The organism is Ktedonobacter sp. SOSP1-85 (genome assembly GCF_016587415.1).
Classification (GTDB): domain Bacteria; phylum Chloroflexota; class Ktedonobacteria; order Ktedonobacterales; family Ktedonobacteraceae; genus Ktedonobacter.
The window spans coordinates 5,641,417-5,663,547 of the sequence record NZ_BNJI01000001.1 but is presented as its reverse complement, the minus strand read 5'-3'; the positions used below and the strand labels follow the sequence as shown (position 1 = coordinate 5,663,547).

Genomic DNA, 22,131 nt, shown 5'->3' with positions numbered 1-22,131 from the left:
CCGGACTTAACCGGAAAAAGCTGGAAGGATATAATTTGTGGTCAGCCAGAGTATGACTAAAAGCGAGATCAGAATAACGGTCGCCCAGGAGATGATATTAAACACCACCCCATTGACACGTCGCCCCATCAATCGTCGCTTGTTGACTAACAGGATAATAAACACCAGGAGGATCGGCAGCATGGCCGCGTTCAATCCCTGCAAGAAGACCAGTACCTGGATGATGGGAAGGCCCGGGATCAGCGTTACCAGTACCCCCAGGATGATCAGACCTGTAAAGATGCTTTGGAAGACGGGCGCCTCGTTAAAGCTCCGCGAGACGCCTCGCTCAAAACCAAAGGCTTCACAGATACCGTAGGCGGTCGAGAGCGGTAGGACCGCGGCGGCAAGCAGGGAGGCACCAAAGAGGCCAATGCCAAAGAGGAGCGTCGCGTAGGGGCCGGCAAAAGCCTTCAGGGCCAGGGCCGCATCCAGCGCTGTCTCAACTGATTGATGGTGCGGATAGAGGGTCGCGCCGGTCACGACAACCACAAAGATCGCGATGAGGACCGCGAAAATAGTCCCACTATAGACATCCAATTGCTCATAGAAGTACTCGCCCGCATGTATCCCTTTATCTGCGACCGAGGCCTGGACAAAGAACTGCATATAAGGGCTGATCGTCGTACCCACCAGGGCCACTGCGGCCAGGAGGTATTTCTGATTACCAGTAATTGAAGGGAAAACAATCTGCCTTCCAACCTCGCTCCAGTCTGGATGGGCAGCGAACGCAGCTGGGATGTAGGCCAGGAATCCGAGGGACATAAACAAAAAGATAATTTCAACGCGGCGATAGGACCCCTTGATCACCAGCCACCAGAGCACCAGGGCGGTTAACGGCACAACGATATACACCAGGGGGGTATGCACATCACCCGTGAATACCTGAACGCTCATCGCGATACCCATAAATTCGGAGATGGTGACGCCCGTATTCGCCACCAGCAGAGCCAGCATGGCCAGGGCCGCCCACCTGACCCCAAACTGCTCACGTATCAGGTCCGCTAATCCCTTACCCGTGACAGCCCCCATACGCGCACACATTTCTTGCACAATCGCCAGGCAAAAGCCCGCGATGACGAGTGCCCAGAGTAGTCCATAGCCAAAGTCGGCGCCTGCAGTCGAGAAGGTCGCGATACCACCGGCATCGTTTCCTGCGTTCGCGGCGATGAGTCCTGGCCCCAGGACGGTAAAAAGCTTTAGGAGCGGCGATGTGCGGCTGATACGAAACCGTGAACGTCGCTTCGGCTCACCGCGCTCCCGCACGGCTATTTTTGTCTTTTGGCGCTTTGTATCCATAGGCCCATACCCAGAGGGAGCAAGATGGACACTTGCTCCCCCTGACCTTTCCCGATCCTTATTCTTTCATGGCTCTGATCATAGCATGCAGGATATGCTCTTACAAGAGACGTATGCTGCATGCCAGTAGCCCAATGGTAATCTATTTTGGCTCTACACGTCCCTCTAGATAGAGCCTGAGTAGATTTAATGCTGTATTGACGGCATGGCGTTTGTTGTCACTGCGACTGGATCTCCATCCGGGTCCCATCCCTGTGACCACCCCATTGGGGCCTGCTACCGCGATATGCATTGTTCCCGCGGGCTTCCCATCAAGTTCATCTGGACCCGCCACCCCCGTCACACTAATACCAAAATCAGTCCCTATCTCCATACGCACCGCCTTCGCCATCGCGATAGCTGTCTCCTCACTTACCACGCCATAGCGCTCAATCGTCTCACGTGGCACGCCAAACTGCGCTTTAAGATCAGTGCTATAAGAAATAATGCCGCCAATGAAGTGGCTGGAACTGGTCTTGAAATCCGTAATGGTGCTGGCAAGCAGGCCGCCCGTAAGCGACTCCATGACGGAGAGCGTCTGGTGACGCGCCTGGAGCAGGCTTCCGGTGACGCTGGCAAGCGTATCCTTATCGGTGCCAAAGATCAGCGCACCCAGGATCTCACGTGCCTGCACTTCTGCCTCCGAGACCAGTTTCTCAGCCTCTTCGCTCGTGGCAGACTTGGCGCTGATACGCACATCGACGGCATCCGGTTTAGCGTAGGTTGCCACAGTTGGATTGCTGCTATGAATCAATTCACCCAGGCGCTCCTCGACGGTCGATTCACCCAGGCCATACACCCGCAGGATACGCGTAAAGATCGTTCCGCCCAGGTAGGGAGCCAGGCGCGGGACCGCCTCCTCTTCCCACATGCGGTACATCTCACGCGGCACTCCTGGCATGGCCACGATGATCTTCTGATCCTTCTGCACAAACCAGCCAGGCGCGGACCCTCGCGGATTAGGCAGGGTCTGCGCCGAGGGAATCAAGGTCGCCTGTTTGAGATTGCGCTCGGGCATGTCTCGTCCTGAAAAACGCGCACGTAACTCCTGCTCCAGGACTGGATCAACACGCATCTCCTCGCCCACCAGCGCGCTGATTGATTCGCGCGTCAGGTCGTCTTCGGTTGGGCCAACACCACCCGTCATCACGACGAGGTCCGACCGCTCCAGAGCACGGCGCAGTGTCTCCACGACGCGCTCCTGATTATCACCCACCTGCGAGACATGATATAAATCAACGCCCAGGCTCGCCAGGCTCTGCGCCAGGAACGTGGCGTTGGTATCTGAGATATGTCCTAACAACAGCTCGGTTCCACACGAAATAATTTCTGCCCTCATAAATCCTCCCTGCATATGGCCTCAGGTGGCCCTACACTTGCCTTTCTGCGCGTACCTACCAGGTGCTTTTACGCGTTTCCTCATCATATCACAAAAGCCACTAACACAACATATTGTGTTAAAATTTATTAACAAACACAATATGTTGTGCCAGAGGGGTTGTTTTTGGTCGCCATTGCGGGTATACTGGATAGCGTAGAATACATTTTCGATAGCGAAATATGAGGATACACCCAAAGGGCTCTCAGCCGCATGTGTCTCACGTATCCATACAGCACCCACACAATTGACATGGTCCATGTCTCCATCGTTTTCAGCGCTGTCTTCTCGCATCCATATTCTTTTGTATTGCACATAAAGCGACCTGGATGGCCGCAAAACAGTATCTAGCTCATACTTGATTTGACGCCCAGAGTACAAGGAAAAGGAGCAAGCCTTTATGGTAGAACAACAGAAGCCACCACGACAGTCTGACTCCGCGATACAGTCTGCACCTACCTCCGACATAGCCTCGCTCACACAGTTAGAAGGCATTCGCCAGAAGGTGTTCATGGATAGATACTCGCTTAAGGATGCCACCGGGCAACCTCTGGAGTTCTACCCTGAAGATATGTGGAAACGCGTCGCCCGTGGCATCGCCTCTGTCGAGCAAGGCGAGGAGAAGCAGGCCTTCTGGGAGGAGCGCTTCTACGACGCTCTCTCCAACTTCCAGTTTGTCCCCGGCGGACGCATCCTCGCGGGTGCCGGAACCGGACACCAAGTTACATTTTATAACTGCTTCGTCATCCCCAGTCCGGAGGATAGCCGCCAGGGTATCCTGGAAAACCTGAAGGTCATGACCGAGATCATGGCTCGCGGTGGTGGCGTCGGCATCAACCTCTCCACGCTCCGTCCACGCGGCTCCTACATCAAGACCGTCAATGGCACGGCCTCCGGTCCCTGCTCCTGGGCGCAACTCTATTCGGTCGCAACCGGCGATGTCATCCAGCAAGGTGGTTCCCGGAGGGGGGCTTTAATGATTATGCTGGATGACAACCATCCAGACATCGAAGAGTTTATCACGGTCAAGAAAAAGGCGGGCATGATCGAGCACGCCAACCTCTCGGTCTGCGTCTCCGATGCCTTTATGCAGGCCGTCAAGGACGATGCCGACTGGAACCTGGTCTGGCAGGACGAGGTCAAAAAGACTATCAAGGCGCGCCACCTCTGGGACCTGATCTGCACCTCGGCCTGGGAATCCGCCGAACCAGGTGTCGTCTTCATGGATCGCTGCAACAAAGAAGCCAACACCTGGTACTACGAAAATATTCGTTGCGTAAATCCATGTGGAGAGCAACCGCTTCCAGAGTGGGGAGTGTGCAACCTGGGCGCGCTCAACCTTGCGGCCTTTGTCTCAGATGGAGCCATGGATTGGCAGCGTTTGGCAGAGATAAGCAAGGTCTCCATGCGTTTCCTGGATAACGTCATTGATGCGACCGACTACTTCTTTGAGGAGAACCGCGAGGCACAGCTCGGCACGCGCCGCACAGGCCTGGGGACGATGGGTCTGGCCGACGCCTTGATCAAGATGAAGATCGCCTATGGTAGCGAGGCCTCGATCCCGGTGATTGAGCGCATCTACTCGACGATCCGCGACTCGGCCTACGAGGCCTCAACGGAGATCGCCGCCGAGAAGGGGCCCTTCCCACGCTTCGAACGCGACAAATATCTCCAGGGCAAGTTCATCAAACGCCTGCCCAAATCGCTGCAAGAGAAGATCAAGAAGCACGGCACACGCAACGCCGTCCTGCTAACCCAGGCACCCACCGGCACAACCAGCCTGCTCTCAGGCGTTAGCTCGGGCATTGAGCCGGTCTTTGACTTCGCCATGATCCGGCGCGACCGCACGGGTGAGCATATTCTCTATCATCCCCTGCTCCAGGCCTGGCGCGATGCGCATCCCAACGCATCAACACCTCACTACTTTGTCTCCTCAAAGGATCTCTCACCCGAGGAGCATATACGTGTACAGGCGACCGTCCAGCGCTACACCGATGCCAGCATCAGCAAGACGGTGAACGCGCCCAACAACCATACCGTTGACCAGGTCGAGACGCTCTATCGCCTGGCCTATGAGATGGGCTGTAAGGGCGTGACCTACTACCGCGATGGCTCGCGTGACGCAGTCCTGACCCGTATCGAGGATGAGAAGAAGCAGAAACAGGCCACAGGCGATGCGAACGAGACCCAGGGCCTGATGATGGAGCCTGTGACCTCGATCCGCCAGGGAATCAAAGAGCGGCCTGCTGTTGTCCACGGCTATACACGCCAGGTACGCGCCCCAGAGGGCAAGATCAACATTACGATCAATAGCGATGAGCAGGGACCCCTGGAAGTCTTTGTGACTCTGGGTAAGGCCGGTAGCGATATCGCGGCTCTCTCCGAGGCCCTGGGGCGCCTGATCTCGCTGAACCTGCAACTGCTCAGTCCGCTCTCGCAAATGGATCGCGCCAAGGTCATCACCGAACAGCTACGCGGCATCGGCGGCAGCCGCTCGGTTGGTTTCGGCGTGCAGCAGGTGCGCTCGCTGCCCGATGGCGTGGCCCGCGCGCTGGAACTACATATCGAGTCGCAGCTCGCGAGCGAGAAAGCAAAGGAGGACGCCGCCGCTGAACAGGACGACCCCCCTGCTGAGCAGAAGACCAGCGGAACGAATGGCACCTATCATGAGCATGGCGATCTCAGCACGCTCAACCTGACGGGCAACCTCTGCCCCCAGTGCGACTGTAACACCATGGTCTACGAGGAGGGCTGCCGCAAATGCTATAACTGCGGTTATAGCGAATGCTAACCTTGTGCCTACGGCGCTCGCCTCGGTAGGTAATAGAGTGAGCCCTGGCAGCTATAAAGTTGCCAGGGCTCACTCTATTACCTACTAGAAATAGCTTGCACACAATATACTAACGCCTGCTCTTATTTTCGCATTCCCCCATCAGAATGGCAACGTCACCAGATCCTGAGCATATCTTTAGATCCGCCCTCCACATTTTGAGCCAAACTTTATTCCTTTCCCTCTATACTAATAACACAGACACCTGCTATTTGCTCAGTAACACCAGCTACTCATCAATAAGAATGGAAACGCTTATGCAGTATTTACTCCTGCCTTTTACACACAGTATCGATAGAGAAGCAATCGATCAGGCTCTGGTCATGGCAGAGAACCTCTCTGCCTGCCTGGTATGTGTGGCCTTCATTCCTTGCGCGCCCGACAAACACAAAGGAATTCGCCTGGAACGTATTCAACAGGCCAAAGACTTTCTGGAATATATGTACTACCGGGCCAGGCGGACAGGCGTAACGCTACAGCGTATGGAACTTTATGTCCCTAACCTTGAGGAGAGTATCTTACGCCTCTCGCAGGAGATGGATAATGCCCCCATCCTGCTCTTCACGCGCCACGAACGCGGCATCCTGCTTGACCTCTCAACTATTCGCAGTGTGATAGAGGATGAGCGCAGCCGCTACTACCTGCTCCTGCTGGCTCAGCATCATGGTAGCATCGCGCTCCCCCAGTTCCTCCAACCGCTCCTGCAAAAATATCAGGGGACGGCGAAGGCACCTGCCCTGCGCTTCCTTGGTCCCCATCGCGCCGATCCCGAATCCATGCTGCTCGGCTCACATCGTCTTTTGGATATAAGAAATGGGAGCCAACCATTTCTCAGAAGCAATTTCTAGGCGCCTTCAGCCACTCTCCATTTGACATTCATCTTTGCGAGAGAATATTCTATAATTGCACACTTCAGAAAGTAAAGTGTGACTATACTTCACAGTTGGGGAGTGATTTTCATGAACTTGGAAGCTACGCAACCCAAGAAAGTAAACATGCACGTTGATCCACTCTGCCCACTGGCGTGGCGCACCGCCCTCTGGATGCGCAATGTACGCCAGGAGCGTCCAGTGGACATTACCTGGAAACTCTTTAGCCTCGAAGTGGTTAACCGCCAGGAGGGTGTACAGCCCGACTATGTGAACGGTCGCGGCTGGACCGCGCTTCGCACCCTGGCCCTCGCTCGTCGCCAGAAAGGGAATGAGGCCCTGGAGAAACTCTACGTTGCGCTGGGAAATGCCGCCCACGGACGCAAAGAGAATATCAACGAGCGCTCAGTCGTCGAGGCAGCTGCACAGGAAGCGGGACTCGGCAGCGACTTTGTCGCCCAGGCCCTCGCCGATGAATCGACGGTCCAGGAGGTACTCAACGACCATAAAGAGGCCGTTGATCGCTACGCGGCCTTTGGCGTACCCACCATCGCCTTTGAGGGTTCGACCGTAGGCTTCTATGGCCCGGTCATCCATAGTGTACCCGAGGGCGAAGAGGCTGCGACCCTCTGGGATCATACCTCCTACTTCCTGACCCAGCCCAATGTTTTTGAGTTGAAACGCGACCGCGTCCAGGCTCCATCCTGGGAACCTGTTTCCGCCAAATAATATAATTGGTCAATGATGTAGTGCACCGCGACAGCCTGCGGCTGTCGCGGTGCACTACATCATTGACCAAAGCGAGCACCGCAGGCGCGAGAAGTCAAACAGATGACGCGCTACCTGGCGTGCTTCTGCAAGAAGCGCTCGATGCGCACCAGGGCCTCTTCCAATTTCTCATAGGAGGTGCAGTAGGCGCAGCGCACATAATTGCGTCCCGCCTCACCAAACGAGCTACCAGGAACGACGGCAACCTTCTCTTCAAAGAGCAATTTCTCCGCGAATTCCTCGTCGTTCATCCCCGTATTGCCAATAAAGGGGAAGGCATAAAATGCGCCTCGTGGCTCGCAACAGGCCAGGCCCAGCTTATTAAGGCCCGCGACAAACATCTGGCCCCGGCGCTCATACTCATCATGCATCCGCTTAACGTCGTCATCGCCGTAGCGCAACGCCTGTAAAGCGGCCTCCTGGGGCGCAGTCCCGGCGCACATAATGGTATACTGGTGGATCTTGAGCATAGCCTCAAGGATCTCGGTCGAGGCCGCGACGTAGCCCACGCGCCAGCCGGTCATGGCATATGACTTGGAGAAGCCATCCATCAAAATGGTGCGCTCCTTCATCCCGGGTAGCGAGGCGATGCTAAAGTGATCAACACCATAGGTCAGACGGCTATATACCTCGTCGGAGAGCACAATCAAATCATGCTCGACTGCCAGGGCAGCGATCTTCTCAAGCTCCACACGGGGAATCACCGCACCTGTGGGGTTATTGGGATTGCCCAGCAGAATCATCTTGGTGCGCGGGGTGATAGCCGCGGCGATCTCCTCTGCACGTACAGCGAAGTCATACTGCGCGTATGTTGGCACCGGAACCGCTACCCCCCCGGCGAAAATGATGTCCGCCTCATAGGCCACATATCCCGGATCGGGCGCGATCACCTCGTCACCGGGATCAATGATAGTACGCATAGCCAGGTCGACACCTTCGCTTACCCCGACCGTGACCAGGATCTGCTTAGCGGGATCATACTCTAAGCTATAGAGTGCCTGCAATTTCTTGGCGATCTCCTGGCGTAGCTCAATCATGCCATAGTTAGAGGTATACTGCGTATGTCCTTCTTCAATTGAGCGAATACCAGCGCGCCGAATATGTTCTGGCGTGACGAAGTCGGGCTCTCCCACTCCCAATGAAATAACCTCTGGCATGGTATTAATAATATCAAAGAACTTACGAATGCCAGAGGGCCTCACCTGCCGCACCCGCTGCGACAACGTTTCACGTTTTAACGTATCCATCCCAAAACCATTCCTTTCATCCGATATCTGGAGGCTTCGTTGAGAACGCTCTACAACGACCTGGCGTTACAATATTTTGTTGCACCCCTGCGCACAAACTCTAAAAACACATAGTGGCAGCACCGCCAACCTCCCCCATATCTCCACTGTAACATAAAAACATTCATAGTTACAATAAGCCAATTGCCTCTATCACAGCTACAATAGAGCCAATTCCAACCTGGCCTTTCGCAGCTGTGCGTTGTGTGAGAAACAAAGAAGAGAGGAACCTGCAAAAGCATATTCCTCTCTTCTACCTATACTTTTCGGCTATAGGCCCAGGGTCCGCACCTTCTCTACCACTCCAGGCAGGAGCGCGATGACTCGCTCAACCTCTTCCTCGGTATTCTCCTTACCGAGCGTCAGGCGCAAGCTCCCATGCGACCACTCCGAAGGATAGCCCATGGCCTCCAGGACATGTGAGGGATCAATCGAGCCTGAGGTACAGGCCGAACCGGTCGAGGCCGCGATCCCTAGCATATCCAGGTGAATCAGGATCGATTCTCCCTCCACGCCTTCAAAACAGAAGCTCGCATTATTGGCCAGGCGCTGTACAGGATGGCCCGTCAGACGGCTCCTGGGAATGGTCAAGATGCCCTCGATCAGGCGATCGCGCAGTTTGCGGATACGTGGCGTCACGGTCTCTAGCTCTTCCTGGGCCAGCCGGAAGGCCTCGGCCGTCCCGACGATGCCCGCGACATTCTCGGTACCGGCACGCCTACCACGCTCCTGCGATCCCCCCTGCAACTGTGGCAGGATGCGCTTCCCTTGCTTGACATAGAGAATACCCATCCCCTTTGGCCCATAAAATTTATGCGCCGAGAGCGAGAGCAAGTCCACATTTAACGCGGCCACATCGATGGGGAGTGCACCACCCGCCTGCACCGCATCCACGTGGAAGGGGACCTTGCGCGCACGACAGATCTTGCCAATCTCGGCTATAGGTTCGATGGTTCCGACCTCATTATTAGCAAACATGATCGAGACCAGCACGGTTTTATCGGTAATGGCCCGCCCAACCGCGTCTGGATCGATCAACGCGTTCTCATCAACTGGGAGATAGGTCGTCTCAAAGCCAAAACGCTCCAGGTAGTTACAGGTGTGCAGGACCGCGTGGTGCTCAATCGAACTGGTAATCAGGTGGTTACCCTTCTTTTGCGAGGCAAAGGCCATGCCCTTGATCGCCAGGTTATCGCTTTCAGAACCACAACCTACAAAGGCGATCTCAGCGGGCTGGCAATTGAGCAACGCCGCCACCTCTTCACGCGCATGCGAAATGGTCTGCATCGCCTGCCGGCCCAGCGCATAGATACTGCTGGCATTGCCGTACTGCTCGGTCAGGTGCGGCATCATACTCTCAAGAACACGTGGGTCAAGCGCGGTCGTGGCCGCGTGGTCCATATAGATAAGGCGCTGCGCACGCTCGGGCGCCTCTGACTGTAAAACATGCTCTGGCATAATTACTATTTCCTGCTTATGGCAAAACCCTATCACTTCTTACTTGGTGTGCAAAGAACACTTAGCTAAACAGATTATACCATAGCCGGGATAGCTACAGAAAATAGCTACACATCAGCACCTACGGTGCTTCGTATGGGTAGGGGTGTGTTGGCGGCGAGTAGTCACTGCCAACGCAAACAACTAATTCGCTAGCCGCTTAAGCGATCATGCAAGACAATATCGTTAATAAACGAAGCACAGAGAAAACAGAGTTGTTCTTGCTCAAGATCTGTCATCACAAAATGGCCGCTCCGCTCCAGCCAGTGCAGCGATTTGGGGGCATAGATGGCCTTGTGATACAGTTCAGAGGCGCTCTCGGGTGGATTGAGCGCATCTTGCTTTCCGTGAATAATCAGTAAGGGTGTCACCAGTTCCTGCAAACGCGAGCGCAGTTCCCGCACCAGTGCGGTCATCTGGCGCCAAAGCACACCTGGGTAACGCGCCTCCTCAAGCGCAATCTCCAGTATTTCATTTTCACTCAGTCCCTCAATGCCCTTAGGATCAAGGAGGCGTATACTCGTGAGAATATCATGGCGCACACAGGGATCCTCTAGCGCATATCCAGCCAGGGGCTGCCGGTGCTTCGCAAAGTAGTCGCCAAAGGGAAAGCTCAACTCCTGAAACAGGCGCATAGGCGTTGACATAGCAATGACGCCCGCAATCTGTTGACCAAAGTCCAGGGCCGATAATATCGCCAGTACCGACCCCACGGAGAAACCACCCAAAAAAACATATGGGTAGTCTTCTAGCTCCATTACCTCCTCAGCGATAGTCTTCAACCACGCCTCTCGCTCAACCTGGGCCAGGTGCTTTAAGTCGCCATCGTGGCCTGCTAGCGAGATACCGCGCACTCGGATGCCCTGTTGCGCCAGGTACTCGCCCAGGTCCCTCATCTCTAATGGACTCCCGCCAACATTATGCACCAGTACACAGGCCCTATCCGTATTCTGTGGCCCCAGGGAAAAGGAGACCGCGTTTCGTTGTAGTTTCATCAGATCCTCCGCCTCTGGATCCCCCTGCCTGTAGGCATAGGGAGGAAAGAGGCTCCATGCCTCTTAAGAGTTCCTTACACAGGATGTTAGTGCTATACAAAACACACTTCTCTCCCCCTTATGCCACGCTCCTCCGCTTAAAAATCTATACGTTTCTATCCTATCTAACGTTCGTTTGTCTAAAAATATATCACTCCCGCAGGCAAGAAATAGATACACACATACATATCTACGTTGGCACAACGCAGAATTTCACCCTTTTTCCCGACAAAAAACCTACATGCTTGCTTTCGCTGCCACAAAACACATCTATACGTTCTACAAAACTGGCCTCGTGACAGTATCCAGGCACGTGCCCAGTTACCACCACGAGGCCAGTTCTCTACATTCGCAATGCACGCATGCGACCTACTCAGCGGCTGTAGCATTCTTCTTCTTGAAGAAAGACTCATTCATGCTGCCCGTGCGGTACCCTAACAAATCGACTGTTACATAAGAATAGCCAATCTTACGCAGAGCATCGGTCACCTTGCGGCTCATCGCTTCTTCTACCAGGCGAGGGATCTCTGAGCGCTCCACCTCGATACGGGCGATTTTATCATGGTGGCGCACACGCAACTGGCGAAACCCCTGCTCGCGCAAAAACTTCTCCGCTTTATAGACCATCTGCAAAGAGGCCACATCCACTCGGCTCCCATAGGGAATACGCGAAGAGAAACAGGCCATCGCGGGCTTATCCCAGACCGGCATACCCAGCATTTTCGCGATGGCACGGATCTCTTTCTTACCCATCTCCGCCTCTTTGAGCGGCCCCCGCACACCAAACTCACGCGCTGCCTTCTGTCCGGGACGAAAATCTCCATCATCGTCCTTGTTGACGCCATAAGCGATATGACGTAAATTGTGCTCCTTCGCCACCGGCTCCAGACTTGTGAAGAGCTCGGTCTTGCAGAAGTAGCAGCGCTGGACGGTATTGGATGCGTACCGCTCATCCTCCAGCTCATGGGTCTCCAGCGTCACAAGGGGCAGGCTCATCTGCGTGGCAACCTCGATCGCTTCTTGCGTCTCTTCAGGAGCATAGGCCGCCGATGAGGCAATCGCGCCTAGCGCCCGGTCACCTAGGACGTCGTGTGCTACTTTAAGCAGAAGCGCGCTGTCGACCCCACCTGAATAGGCGACCAGCACCGACTCCATCTCGCGCAAAATCTCTTGCAAACGCTCATATTTCGCCTGCGTCTGGGCATCCAACGGCTCTACGTGTTCTTGCATTGTGTGGGGGGAATTTAGCATTCTTCTTTACTCCTGGTAGGCTACGAGCTTCTCGACTTGCATTCCTCTTCATATTCTCTAATCTATTCGAACTGAACGTCATTATAGCACCGCTGGCAACCCGCTTTATACACAGGCACGGAAGAGCAGCACTTTATTCAGGCGTGTATACTTCACCATCCTCCAGGTGATATAACAAAGAGGAAACTGCCTCTCTATTCCACCAGGTCTCTTCTGCAAAACATATTTTATTGCTATAGGAAAGGTCTAGCATGTATGAGCGAGCGCACCACTGCCGCGATTATTCTTGCCGCGGGGACCTCCAGTCGCATCGGTGAAGACCGTCACAAGCTCTTGCTGCCCCTGGGAGATCGTCCCGTTATCGCGCATGTCATCGATGCGGTCCTGGCCTCACAAGCACGACCAGTCCTGCTCGTGCTTGGGCATCGCTCCGCGCAGTTGCGTGCCGTGCTAGCCCCCTATCTCGTGTATCCAGAGGTCCATCCTGTCGACAACCCACACTACCAACAAGGGATGAGTACCTCCATTCACGTGGGCATCACGGAACTGGCACACCTGGTACCAGACTGCGACTCCGCGCTGATCATTCTGGGTGACCAGCCCTTGCTCTCCGCCGCCATTCTCGATACACTTATTGAGGCCCGGCATACGACCCATAGCCGTATCATCGCGCCTCTCTACCAGGGACAACGCGGGAACCCGGTGCTCTTCGAGCGCAGTCTCTTTCCCGAGCTGCGAGAGGTACAAGGAGACGAGGGTGGACGCTCTGTGCTTACACGCCACCGAGCCGAGGTTACAAGCATAGAGTTGGGGTCTACACACGCTAACTATGACGTCGATACCTGGGATGCCTATGAAGCCGTCGTCAAAGAGTGGCAAAAACAGCATCCTTCAGATGAATAGAGGAGAGTCGCTCACAACCATGTCTACACAAGAACAACAAGCCGCTTTCTGGCTTCAATATAGTCAACAACTCTCGAACTCCATTCGCTATACCGAGGCCCTGGCCGCAGCGGAGAAAGCAGTCGCGCTCAACCCCGCTAACCCAGAAGCCTGGTACACCCGTGGAACCTGCTTCGCCATGCTCGCCCGCTACCAGGAGGCCCTGGCGGACTTCGAGCAGTCCCTAACCATCCAGGACCACGACGCGGCGGCCTGGGATGCCAAGGCCTGGGTCCTGGGCATTCTGGGACACAAACAGGAGGCCCTGGCCGCCGTCAATCGCGCCCTGGAGATTGACCCGAACTACCTTGAGGCGCAACGCCGCAAAGAGCGCCTGGAAGTGCTCTAAGGCACCCTTTATTTCACCCGCATTCTCAGCGTTGAGGCCTGACACAAAGGAGGAAAAATTTTGAAGATTGTTATTCCTGATGACTACCAGGATGCCATACGGAAGCTCGATTGCTTCGTGCAGCTCAAAGGACACGATGTCACCATCTATAATGATAGCGTTACCGATATTGAGGCCCTTACCAGCCGCTTTCGCGAGGCCGATGCCCTGGTACTTATCCGCGAGCGCACAAAGATCAGCGAGACCCTCCTGGAACGCCTGCCCAACCTCAAGTTGATTAGCCAGACCGGCAGGGGCTACCCCCATATCGATGTAGAGGCCTGCACGCGCCGTGGAATCGTCATCGCGGCGGGCGGCGGGACCTCCTACTCCACCGCTGAACTGACCTGGGGCCTGATCCTGGCCGCGACACGACATATTCCCCAGGAGATCGCGTCGATGAAGGCTGGCCGCTGGCAGACGACACTTGGTACCGGTCTGCGCAATCGTACTCTGGGCATCTTTGGCTATGGTAGGATCGGTAGCCTGGTCGCGGGCTACGGTCGCGCCTTTGGTATGAAGGTACTCGTGTGGGGACGCGAAGGTTCACTAGCTCGTGCCCAGGCCGATGGCTTTGAGACCGCCAGCAGCCAGCAGATGCTCTTCGAGCGCGCCGATATCCTTACCCTTCACGTCAAAATGGCGGAAGCCACATGTGGGATCGTGACCGCCACTGACCTGGCGGCGATGCAGCCATCCGCGCTCCTGGTCAATACCAGCCGCGCGGGATTGATTGCTCCTGGCGTGCTGGAGGAGGCGCTGCGCGCTGGACGCCCAGGCTCAGCTGCCGTGGATGTCTATGAGAGCGAGCCAGTCACCGACCACCCTCTGCTGCATATGGAGAATGTCATTTGCACACCCCATATCGGGTATGTGGAGAAAGATAGCTACGAATCCTTCTTTGGCGCGGCCTTCGAGCAGGTAGTCGCATTCCAGGCCGGCCACCCCATCAATGTCGTCAATCCCGAAGTCCTTGGTAAACAGCCAGACGCGTAATCGTGTCTCACTCAGACACTGCTAGAAACGAGAATGCTTCTTTGAACGCAGATATAATCCTGGATCTCTTGCTCAATGAGCTCCGCGACACTCCTGGCCTATCTGGCATTGTGCTTGGTGGGTCGCGTGGCCGAGGGGCGGCAACGCCAACCTCAGACATTGATCTGGGACTCTACTATGATTCCGAAAACCCTATTGACCTGCGTCACTTACGCGCCGTCGCGGCCAGGGTCGATGACGAACACCGCCAGGATGTGCTCACCGATTTCGGCGGATGGGGACCACGCATCAATGGCGGTGGCTGGCTGGTGGTGCAGGGGATGCATGTCGACTTCCTCTACCGCGACCTGCGTGCGGTCGCACATTCCATTACCGAGAGTCGTGCCGGGCGCATCGAGATTGCCTATCAGCCAGGCCATCCACATGGCTTTACGACCGCCATGTATATGTCGGAGATCGCGCTCTGCCGCCTGCTCTGGGACCCGGCGGGCGAGGTCCAGCGCCTAAAAGCCCTGACCACACCCTACCCTCGTCAATTGCAGGAGGGGATCGCCCGAAGCTTCTTCTGGGAGATCGATTTCGCCATCCAGAACGCGGCCAAAGGGGCAGGGCGCGGTGATGTTTCCTATGTCGCGGGCTGCTGCTTTCGCGCGGCTTCCTGCCTGCTCCAGGTCCTCTTCGCGCTCAACACCTGCTACTGGATGAACGAGAAGGGCGCCGTGGCGCTTGCCAACGCCTTCCCGCTCGTACCTACCCACTTCGCCGAGCGCATTGGCGAGGTCTATACGCTCCTCACGCCCGAGAGCGTAAACCTCAAGGCTGCGCTCGAGCAACTTGAGGCGCTCCGCAAAGAGACGCAAGCCCTACTGACAGCCCAGGGCTTACTAGCATAAGCAAACGGGGTGCTGATAATATCAGCACCCCGTTCATCCTGGCTCTTATCTTATGCACGCGCCGCCAGGAGTCGCTCAACGTGACCCTGGATCTCGCGCTGAATGACTTCAGGAGTACGCGAGGCATCAAGCACTTTGATACGCTGTGGATACCTGCGGGCTAGCGTGAGAAAGGCCTCGCGCAAGGTCCGATGAAAGGTCTCCGTTTCGCGATCAAAATGGCTCTGCTCAGTACGCGTACCACTCTGGTCCACGGCCAGGTTGGTGCGTTGCTGCACCTTCTCAGGTGGCAAATCCAGCATGATAGTTAGATTGGGCTGATGTCCCTGTGTCGCCAACAGTGAGAGATCCTCCACCAGTTGCTCACCAACACCACGCGCCGCTCCTTGATAGGCAATGCTGGAATCAAAGCAGCGGTCCGAGACGATTACTTTCCCCTCGTCAAGCGCGGGCAGGATCACCTCGGCAAAATGCTGGGCGCGGTCAGCCTGGAAGAGCAGGGCTTCGGCCAGGGGAGAGATATGCAGGTCGGGGCGGTTCAGCAGGAGGCGCCGGATCTCAGCCCCCAGGGGAGATCCACCCGGCTCGCGTGTGCGCAGATATGACACCCCCTGGCTCTGTAGCCACTCCTCTAGCAGGTTCATCTGTGTGGTCTTGCCCGCCCCATCGAGACCCTCAAAAGAAATCAGTACGCCACGTTCCACGCCCTACTTGCCTCCCTTATCGGTACGATAGACATCATAGTCCCAGTCAAAGTAGGGCTTGGGGAGCATATCCTCTGGACGCCAGGACTCCGCGCGCTTGCCGTACTTGCCGTGATACTCCTTGAGCGTCTCGCCAATAAATTCAAAGGTCAACTGGCAGATGCGGAAGCCCACGGGGACGTAGATAGTCGTCTGCGTATGATTGCTAATCTCCATGGTCCAGCGGCTAATATAACCGACATCACCCACACCAGCACAGCGGCAGACAGAAAGACCCGAGCGCGCGACCGTGCTACGCGAATACATCTTTGCCAGGTAGCCGTTATGACCACCAATGATCTCCTGTGTATGCGCCAGAATCGTCGTGCCGGGGCGAATCGCGATCTTTCCCTCGCTTGCCTGGCGGGGCATTCCCCAGTAGCGACGAATCTCCTCCGGGTTGTCCAGGTGCATAGCCTCTATATTGGCGTCCCCCTGGAAATACCACTCGCCCAGGCGGCAGTCATATGAGTTGGTTCCCAGATGGCGCATATCAAAGGGTTCAATAACGATATTGCCCTGCTCTAGTTCTTCAAGGATACGTTTATCGGATAATAACATGCTGTTTCGGTCTCCAATGAAAAGAAAAAATACGATACACGCGCACTTCTACCCAGATCTTATTCCGAAACCCAACGTCACTGGCGTGACTAGCGCTTCGCGCTCAGGGTTTTCGGAGAAGAAGCTACTCTTCCAGCGGCAAGAGTGGTTCGGCACCGATATGTTGCCAGATCTGTGCGAACAACGCCTCCTGCTCCTCCTCGCTTGCCAGGGCAGATGAAAATGGGAAGAAGGCCCGGTCTTCACTATGATGATGAATCCAACGACTGATAATATTAATTTGATCGACTTCGGCCTGACCCACAATATCAGGCGGGCGCCCTAAGTCACGCGCCTGAACCAGCAAAGTACGCAGGGCCAGCTTTGTCTCCGGCTCATTATGGGCCACGCGCTGCTGGGCGATCAAGCGACCATGTCTGACCAGAAAGAGTTCATTGTGGTCAAGCTCGGACGAGGGATAGACAATAAACAAATTGTTGGCCTCAACGGCGCCCGTGATCAACTGCTGACCGATCAGGACCTCGTCGGCGCTGCGCAGTGCGTCACGCAGCCAGGCGGCTCGCTCAAAGTTGAGCTGTTGCGCCGCCTCAAACATCTGTCGGCGCAGACGATCAAAGAGATCCTCTCGCTCACCACCCAGGAAGGCACAAACCTGTTCGATAATTTTACGATACTCATCCTCATCTACGCCACCCCGACAGGGAGCGGGACAGCGCCCCAGATGGTGACGCAAACAGGGATCAGAAGCCTTCGCCGCTGGTGGCAGGCCGCGTGTACAGGTGCGCACCGGAAAGATCTTCTGCATCAATTCAATGGTCGCATCCACAACCCTGCGGCTACGGAAGGGACCAAAGTAGCGCGCACCATCTGCCGCAATCTCGCGCGTGGCGTAGACCCTGGGAAAGGCATGCTGTACATCGATCTTAATAAAGGGATAGAGTTCATAGTTGCGCAATTGCACATTATACATCGGCTGCAACTCTTTGATCAGCCGCGACTCCACCAGCAACGCCTCCAGTTCCGAACCCAGCACCCGAGTCTCAATCTCGCGTACATTCTGCAAGAGGCCATCCATCTTGCGCGTGTATCCCAGCGGCTGGCTATAATAGGAACCCAGCCTGTCCTTCAGGCATTTCGCCTTGCCAACATAGATCACCTGCCCATGCTCGTCCCGCATGAGATAGACACCGGGCTTCTCAGGGAAGTTGCGCCGCCAGGCAGGATTGAGCAGGAGGCCCCCATTCGGTCGCGTCGCCACGCCCGAAAGCTTCTCGTCGGCCCGGCCACGCGCCGCCACCTTCGCATCTACCTGGGTGATATCCCCACTCCAGGCCACGGGCAACTGCTGGCGCAGGCGCAGATGCCCCAGCGTATGTATCCCCTGTACTTTTGCGCGTTCAATCAAGCGAGCAAAGACATCGGCCGTCACCTGGGCATCACCCAGGGCGCGGTGCCGGTCATGCGTCCTGATCTGTAAATATTGCGCTACCATGTCCAGTTTGAAGCGCTTCAGACCCGGCAACAAGCGACGCGAGAGCAAAATTGTATCCAGGCCCTCAACAGGAAAGGGCAGGCCCAACAACTGTGCTTCGTGCGTGAGAAAATTGACATCAAAGCTCAGATTATGTCCAACCAGGGTTGCGCCCTCAATAAAACGCAGGAAATCTGGTATGATATCGCGCGCCTTGGGCGCATCAGCCAGCATCTCTGGAGAAATACCTGTAAAGCGCACAATAAAGGGAGGAATGCGCCGCTCTGGGTGCACCAGGCTCTGAAAGGTATCCAGGATCTCGCCATTACGCATACGCACACCCGCCACCTCAATCACACGGTCCGGCCCGGGCCGTAGCCCGGTCGTCTCGGTATCCACCACCACAAACTCTACCTCTTCAAGCGCAAGCTGCGTACGCTTCCATGCAGTCAAGCCCCATAGCCGCTCCTGGGAACCCATCTCGTCTTCATCACCAACTGAGAGAGCTTCAAAGAGAGGAGAGCCACGCAATGTCTGCCGCAACATTATCGTCCAGAAGCCATTGGAGTTGCCACTGCCCGTCACCCCAAAGAGACATTCGATTAACTGCTCCTCCACCACCGGTTGGCCGACCCGCTCAAGCAGTTCATGTGCCCTGCGTAGTAATGTCCCTCGCTGCGGCACACTATTCTCATCCACCTGCGCCATGCCATAACTCCACTTCGCAAAATACATTGCCGTCTATTAGATCATATGTGCGAGAATAGCACGCCTCGCCCCTTTTGACAAGTACATAGTCATGAGCACCGCAGGTGTGAAGGAAAGAACAGTCAAGAGGGCTATAAAAGAGCAAATATATTACCGCCAATCTCACTTCCTGCTACAATAGGAACAATCAGCGTCTCCAAAGATGCCAGTCGAAACGTTTACCAAGCATAAAGTACAATAAGCAAAGCTGGCAAATCCGGCAACATTAAGCGCACCCTGTTGAAAGGAAAGAGGATGCCCACAAGCAAACTAGAGACAACCATTACTGCCTTCCATACCTATATTGCAGATCAGGGATGGCGTATTCTTAGCGAGAAGGCGGTACAGAGTGGGCACCAGTTCGTGGTCAGCGATGGCAAGATCAGCGTGCCAGTCACGCTCTATACCACCGGGCGCATTAATGTACAGGGGCAGGCCAGTGCGCTCCAGAACGCGCTCAAAGCCTGGAATAGCTCCTCAATAGCATCACAGGTAGCAACAACGGCTCCCGCACTCAAGAGTCAATCAGGAGGAGAGCGACCACGCGCCACAGGCCTGGCACGCATTGGGTGCGACGAATCGGGCAAAGGCGATTACTATGGTCCCCTGGTCATGGCCGCGCTCTATGTGGATAATCACACAGAGGAGCAACTTCTCGCCCTGGGGGTGCGCGATAGCAAACGCCTCACCGATGCCGTTATGCTGGAGATGGCCAGAGAGATAGAGCATATCTGTCGCGGGCAGGGCCTGCTGCGGATTTATGATCCCGAGCGCTATAATCGGCTCTACCAGGCAACACCAAATCTTAACTTGCTGCTCGCGCAGGCGCACGCCCATACTATTACGCGCCTCCAACCCACCGTGGCAGCGTCGTTGGCTATTGTCGACCAGTTTGGTGCAGAGCGACTCTTACTTGATGCCTTGAGGCAAACGGGGTGCTCGATTACATTGGAGCAGAGGCCCCGGGCCGAAGACGATACAGCGGTGGCCGCAGCCTCCATTATGGCACGCGCCGCCTTTGTTCGTGAGCTGGCAGAGCTTTCACGAAGCGTAGGGATTGAGCTTCCCAAGGGGGCCTCTAACCCACGGATTGTTACCATTGGACGAGAACTGGTTGCACAACATGGGGCAGACATACTACGCAAAGTAGCCAAGCTCCACTTCAAAACGACCGACATGATTGTTGTATTATAGAACAATATTCCTGATTGTATTCATACTCTAAATGTTATTGCTTCATTTGGCATCATAGAGAAAATAGAGAGACTCTGCTCGGAGAAAGGATTTGAGAAGCCAATATGGTGTTTTGTGGTCAATGTGGCTTGCTTATACCACCCGGCTCGGCGAAGTGCCCCCGCTGTGGCGCCCCGGTCGATGAGAACCCGGTAGGCCAGCAAGCGCCTACTACCAATGACATAAATAACGAGACGCAGGTCTCAATGCAGGCGATGCCGCAGCACCAGCCAGGCCAGCCGGGTGATGCCTATTCAGCGCGCACGCAACAGGATCAGAGAGGCTATGAAACCTATAGCAACAACAACGCGCCCACGAGTGCCGTGCCGTCCTCTACACGGCCAACACCCGCTTATCCAGCGCCTCCTCCTCACACCTCTAATCCCTACAATCCAGTATCTCCATCCCCATATCCCTATAGGCAGCAACAAGAGGGCTACACTCCCCCTCAGCCCGCTCCATACTATCAGCCCCAGCCCCCAGGCGCGGCAATGGGCTGCTCACAACACTCGTCATACTCGCCGTTCTGATTGTCCTTGTGACTGGGGGCATCTTACTCGCTGGCTCGGGCAGACTCTTCCCGAACACGGCCAATGACGCCACAGCGACGACTGCCCCTCAGGCCACTCCGACAACCGCCAACCAACCCACAGACACGGCAACGGCCCAACCAACTGACACACCGGAGGCCACCGCAACTCCAACCCAGACCACTCCGACACCAACAGTGACCTCAGCGCAGGCTGAGAGCGTAGTTTACAAGTACTACAACTACATCAATGCCAAACAATATCAACAAGCCTATGATCTCTGGGCCCACATCAATCAAACCTATGATGACTTTAAAAATGGCTTTGCTACGACTGACAAAGACACCATCCAAACGATCCGTAGCAGCGATGATCCCCAGGGGCAAAAGGTTTCCCTCACCTTGCAAGCTCTAACGACGGATGGACAGACCACCATGTATAGCGGCTACTATATCGTCAGCCAGCAGGCAGACGGATCGCTCAAATTCGTAGATGGACAGATGAACCAGGCCTGATGGCGCCAGCATCTCACCTGGAAGGAGTGCATGGTCTGCACAAAGCAAGAAGGACATAACGAGGGAATATCAAACACGGCACACACTTTCATAGCAGGAAGGTCAGAATGGCACAGGACTCACTCTCAATACACTATAAGCTCTCACCAGGCCAAGAGACGATCTATATTCGACCCGTTCGGGCCAGTGATGCAGAAGCATGCCTGGCCCTCATGCGGCAACTTGATCAAGAGACAACATTTATGCTGCTTGAGCCAGAGGAGCGCAAAAATAATCCTGATGAGCTGCTTAAACGCTTTGCGCGCCAGCAAGAAGACATAACCTCAGACATCCTCTTTGTGGCCGAACATGGTGAGCGCCTGATTGGTTGCCTGGGAGCAGAGCGAGGCCGGGTACGACGCACCGCTCATAGTGCACATATCTTCATTGGCATCCTGCAAGCCTATACCGGCAAGGGCGTCGGCACCCAGCTCTTTCTGGCCGTCGAAAACTGGGCGCGCTCCCTGCATCTGCACCGCCTCGCGCTCGACGTACATACGCATAATAAGGCTGGGATCGCGCTCTATACCAGGCGTGGCTTTGTCATCGAGGGGACGCTGAAAGATGCCTATTATGTGCGGGACAGTTTGTTGACGCCTATGCGATGGGCAAAATTCTCGCTGATACATAGACAGGCACAGATCGCTCACAAGCAGGCATTTTTGTGAGAGAAGTTGGAACAAATGGGCAACCTCAAACGTTGTTACATACAATATGTGCGTGCAATATCGATAAAGACGTTGCCCGGAAGTCCTTCTTCGTGGCATTTGAGGGTACTTCACC

At 55.4% G+C, this 22,131-nt stretch carries 20 protein-coding genes; 11 read left to right on the top strand and 9 right to left on the bottom strand.

Going from position 1 to position 22,131, the window contains the following annotated elements; translation table 11 throughout:
- Positions 1-6: 6 nt before the first annotated feature.
- Positions 7-1,338 (bottom strand): Nramp family divalent metal transporter, encoded by a 1,332-nt coding sequence (locus KTE_RS23585; RefSeq protein ID WP_201368652.1) that lies wholly within the window; start codon positions 1,336-1,338, stop codon positions 7-9.
- Positions 1,339-1,480: 142 nt separating this feature from the next.
- The gene (locus KTE_RS23580) at positions 1,481-2,716 is read right to left on the bottom strand and encodes a competence/damage-inducible protein A (RefSeq protein ID WP_201385251.1); all 1,236 of its coding nucleotides are present in this window, start codon (positions 2,714-2,716) and stop codon (positions 1,481-1,483) included.
- Between the two features lie 439 nt (positions 2,717-3,155).
- Here KTE_RS23580 and KTE_RS23575 point away from each other — a divergent pair, with 439 nt between their 5' ends.
- The 3 genes from KTE_RS23575 to KTE_RS23565 all read left to right on the top strand — a co-directional run bounded on the left by KTE_RS23575 (position 3,156) and on the right by KTE_RS23565 (position 7,183).
- Entirely contained in the window at positions 3,156-5,546 is a 2,391-nt protein-coding gene (locus tag KTE_RS23575; RefSeq protein ID WP_201385250.1) for an adenosylcobalamin-dependent ribonucleoside-diphosphate reductase, read from the top strand.
- A 296-nt stretch (positions 5,547-5,842) separates the two neighbouring features.
- Positions 5,843-6,433 carry a hypothetical protein gene (locus tag KTE_RS23570; protein ID WP_201385241.1) on the top strand — a complete coding sequence of 197 codons (591 nt, stop codon included), beginning with the start codon at positions 5,843-5,845 and terminating at the stop codon, positions 6,431-6,433.
- A 111-nt stretch (positions 6,434-6,544) separates the two neighbouring features.
- Positions 6,545-7,183 carry a DsbA family protein gene (locus KTE_RS23565; protein WP_201385239.1) on the top strand — a complete coding sequence of 213 codons (639 nt, stop codon included), beginning with the start codon at positions 6,545-6,547 and terminating at the stop codon, positions 7,181-7,183.
- A 110-nt stretch (positions 7,184-7,293) separates the two neighbouring features.
- Here the strand turns inward: KTE_RS23565 and KTE_RS23560 are convergent, their stop codons facing one another.
- The 4 genes from KTE_RS23560 to larE form a co-directional block, all read right to left on the bottom strand.
- A complete protein-coding gene (locus tag KTE_RS23560) occupies positions 7,294-8,469 on the bottom strand; it encodes an aminotransferase class I/II-fold pyridoxal phosphate-dependent enzyme (protein ID WP_201385231.1) in 1,176 nt (391 codons plus the stop codon).
- A 309-nt stretch (positions 8,470-8,778) separates the two neighbouring features.
- Positions 8,779-9,966, bottom strand: a complete 1,188-nt coding sequence (nifS, locus tag KTE_RS23555; RefSeq protein ID WP_201385229.1) for a cysteine desulfurase NifS — start codon at positions 9,964-9,966, stop codon at positions 8,779-8,781.
- Between the two features lie 191 nt (positions 9,967-10,157).
- Complete coding sequence (locus KTE_RS23550; protein WP_201385227.1) at positions 10,158-11,000, bottom strand: carboxylesterase; 843 nt, start codon at positions 10,998-11,000, stop codon at positions 10,158-10,160.
- Positions 11,001-11,408: 408 nt separating this feature from the next.
- Positions 11,409-12,290 (bottom strand): ATP-dependent sacrificial sulfur transferase LarE, encoded by an 882-nt coding sequence (gene larE / locus KTE_RS23545; protein WP_201385226.1) that lies wholly within the window; start codon positions 12,288-12,290, stop codon positions 11,409-11,411.
- A gap of 255 nt (positions 12,291-12,545) precedes the next feature.
- Between larE and KTE_RS23540 the strand changes: the two genes are divergently transcribed.
- From KTE_RS23540 to KTE_RS23525, 4 genes are read left to right on the top strand one after another with little or no spacing between them, the layout of a single operon-like run.
- Positions 12,546-13,193 carry an NTP transferase domain-containing protein gene (locus KTE_RS23540; protein WP_201385217.1) on the top strand — a complete coding sequence of 216 codons (648 nt, stop codon included), beginning with the start codon at positions 12,546-12,548 and terminating at the stop codon, positions 13,191-13,193.
- A 19-nt stretch (positions 13,194-13,212) separates the two neighbouring features.
- Complete coding sequence (locus KTE_RS23535) at positions 13,213-13,581, top strand: tetratricopeptide repeat protein (protein ID WP_201385215.1); 369 nt, start codon at positions 13,213-13,215, stop codon at positions 13,579-13,581.
- Between the two features lie 60 nt (positions 13,582-13,641).
- Positions 13,642-14,616: a D-2-hydroxyacid dehydrogenase family protein gene (locus KTE_RS23530; protein WP_201385213.1), complete on the top strand. Its 975-nt coding sequence runs from the start codon at positions 13,642-13,644 to the stop codon at positions 14,614-14,616.
- A 41-nt stretch (positions 14,617-14,657) separates the two neighbouring features.
- Positions 14,658-15,509, top strand: coding sequence for a nucleotidyltransferase domain-containing protein (locus KTE_RS23525; RefSeq protein WP_201385211.1), 852 nt, complete (start codon positions 14,658-14,660; stop codon positions 15,507-15,509).
- Between the two features lie 50 nt (positions 15,510-15,559).
- Here the strand turns inward: KTE_RS23525 and tmk are convergent, their stop codons facing one another.
- From tmk to KTE_RS23510, 3 genes are all read right to left on the bottom strand, one after another.
- Complete coding sequence (gene tmk, locus KTE_RS23520; RefSeq protein WP_201385209.1) at positions 15,560-16,213, bottom strand: dTMP kinase; 654 nt, start codon at positions 16,211-16,213, stop codon at positions 15,560-15,562.
- A gap of 3 nt (positions 16,214-16,216) precedes the next feature.
- Positions 16,217-16,813 (bottom strand): hypothetical protein, encoded by a 597-nt coding sequence (locus tag KTE_RS23515; RefSeq protein ID WP_201368666.1) that lies wholly within the window; start codon positions 16,811-16,813, stop codon positions 16,217-16,219.
- Positions 16,814-16,937: 124 nt separating this feature from the next.
- Entirely contained in the window at positions 16,938-18,992 is a 2,055-nt protein-coding gene (locus tag KTE_RS23510) for an exonuclease domain-containing protein (RefSeq protein WP_201385207.1), read from the bottom strand.
- A 294-nt stretch (positions 18,993-19,286) separates the two neighbouring features.
- On the opposite strand from KTE_RS23510, the gene rnhC reads away from it, so the two are divergent.
- The 4 genes from rnhC to KTE_RS23490 all read left to right on the top strand — a co-directional run bounded on the left by rnhC (position 19,287) and on the right by KTE_RS23490 (position 22,016).
- Positions 19,287-20,225 (top strand): ribonuclease HIII, encoded by a 939-nt coding sequence (gene rnhC, locus KTE_RS23505; protein ID WP_201385206.1) that lies wholly within the window; start codon positions 19,287-19,289, stop codon positions 20,223-20,225.
- Positions 20,226-20,329: 104 nt separating this feature from the next.
- On the top strand, positions 20,330-20,794 hold the full coding sequence (locus KTE_RS23500) for a zinc ribbon domain-containing protein (protein WP_201385204.1): 465 nt from the start codon (positions 20,330-20,332) through the stop codon (positions 20,792-20,794).
- A gap of 8 nt (positions 20,795-20,802) precedes the next feature.
- Entirely contained in the window at positions 20,803-21,309 is a 507-nt protein-coding gene (locus KTE_RS23495) for a hypothetical protein (RefSeq protein ID WP_201385202.1), read from the top strand.
- 107 nt (positions 21,310-21,416) lie between these two features.
- Positions 21,417-22,016 (top strand): GNAT family N-acetyltransferase, encoded by a 600-nt coding sequence (locus KTE_RS23490; RefSeq protein WP_201385200.1) that lies wholly within the window; start codon positions 21,417-21,419, stop codon positions 22,014-22,016.
- Positions 22,017-22,131: the final 115 nt, after the last annotated feature.

Coding starts and splice junctions, on each gene's coding strand:
- KTE_RS23585 (WP_201368652.1), bottom strand. CDS start 1,338: ATGGATACAAAGCGCCAAAAGACAAAAATAGCCGTGCGGGAGCGCGGT.
- KTE_RS23580 (WP_201385251.1), bottom strand. CDS start 2,716: ATGAGGGCAGAAATTATTTCGTGTGGAACCGAGCTGTTGTTAGGACAT.
- KTE_RS23575 (WP_201385250.1), top strand. CDS start 3,156: ATGGTAGAACAACAGAAGCCACCACGACAGTCTGACTCCGCGATACAG.
- KTE_RS23570 (WP_201385241.1), top strand. CDS start 5,843: ATGCAGTATTTACTCCTGCCTTTTACACACAGTATCGATAGAGAAGCA.
- KTE_RS23565 (WP_201385239.1), top strand. CDS start 6,545: ATGAACTTGGAAGCTACGCAACCCAAGAAAGTAAACATGCACGTTGAT.
- KTE_RS23560 (WP_201385231.1), bottom strand. CDS start 8,469: ATGGATACGTTAAAACGTGAAACGTTGTCGCAGCGGGTGCGGCAGGTG.
- nifS (WP_201385229.1), bottom strand. CDS start 9,966: ATGCCAGAGCATGTTTTACAGTCAGAGGCGCCCGAGCGTGCGCAGCGC.
- KTE_RS23550 (WP_201385227.1), bottom strand. CDS start 11,000: ATGAAACTACAACGAAACGCGGTCTCCTTTTCCCTGGGGCCACAGAAT.
- larE (WP_201385226.1), bottom strand. CDS start 12,290: ATGCTAAATTCCCCCCACACAATGCAAGAACACGTAGAGCCGTTGGAT.
- KTE_RS23540 (WP_201385217.1), top strand. CDS start 12,546: ATGAGCGAGCGCACCACTGCCGCGATTATTCTTGCCGCGGGGACCTCC.
- KTE_RS23535 (WP_201385215.1), top strand. CDS start 13,213: ATGTCTACACAAGAACAACAAGCCGCTTTCTGGCTTCAATATAGTCAA.
- KTE_RS23515 (WP_201368666.1), bottom strand. CDS start 16,813: ATGTTATTATCCGATAAACGTATCCTTGAAGAACTAGAGCAGGGCAAT.
- KTE_RS23510 (WP_201385207.1), bottom strand. CDS start 18,992: ATGGCGCAGGTGGATGAGAATAGTGTGCCGCAGCGAGGGACATTACTA.
- rnhC (WP_201385206.1), top strand. CDS start 19,287: ATGCCCACAAGCAAACTAGAGACAACCATTACTGCCTTCCATACCTAT.
- KTE_RS23500 (WP_201385204.1), top strand. CDS start 20,330: ATGGTGTTTTGTGGTCAATGTGGCTTGCTTATACCACCCGGCTCGGCG.
- KTE_RS23490 (WP_201385200.1), top strand. CDS start 21,417: ATGGCACAGGACTCACTCTCAATACACTATAAGCTCTCACCAGGCCAA.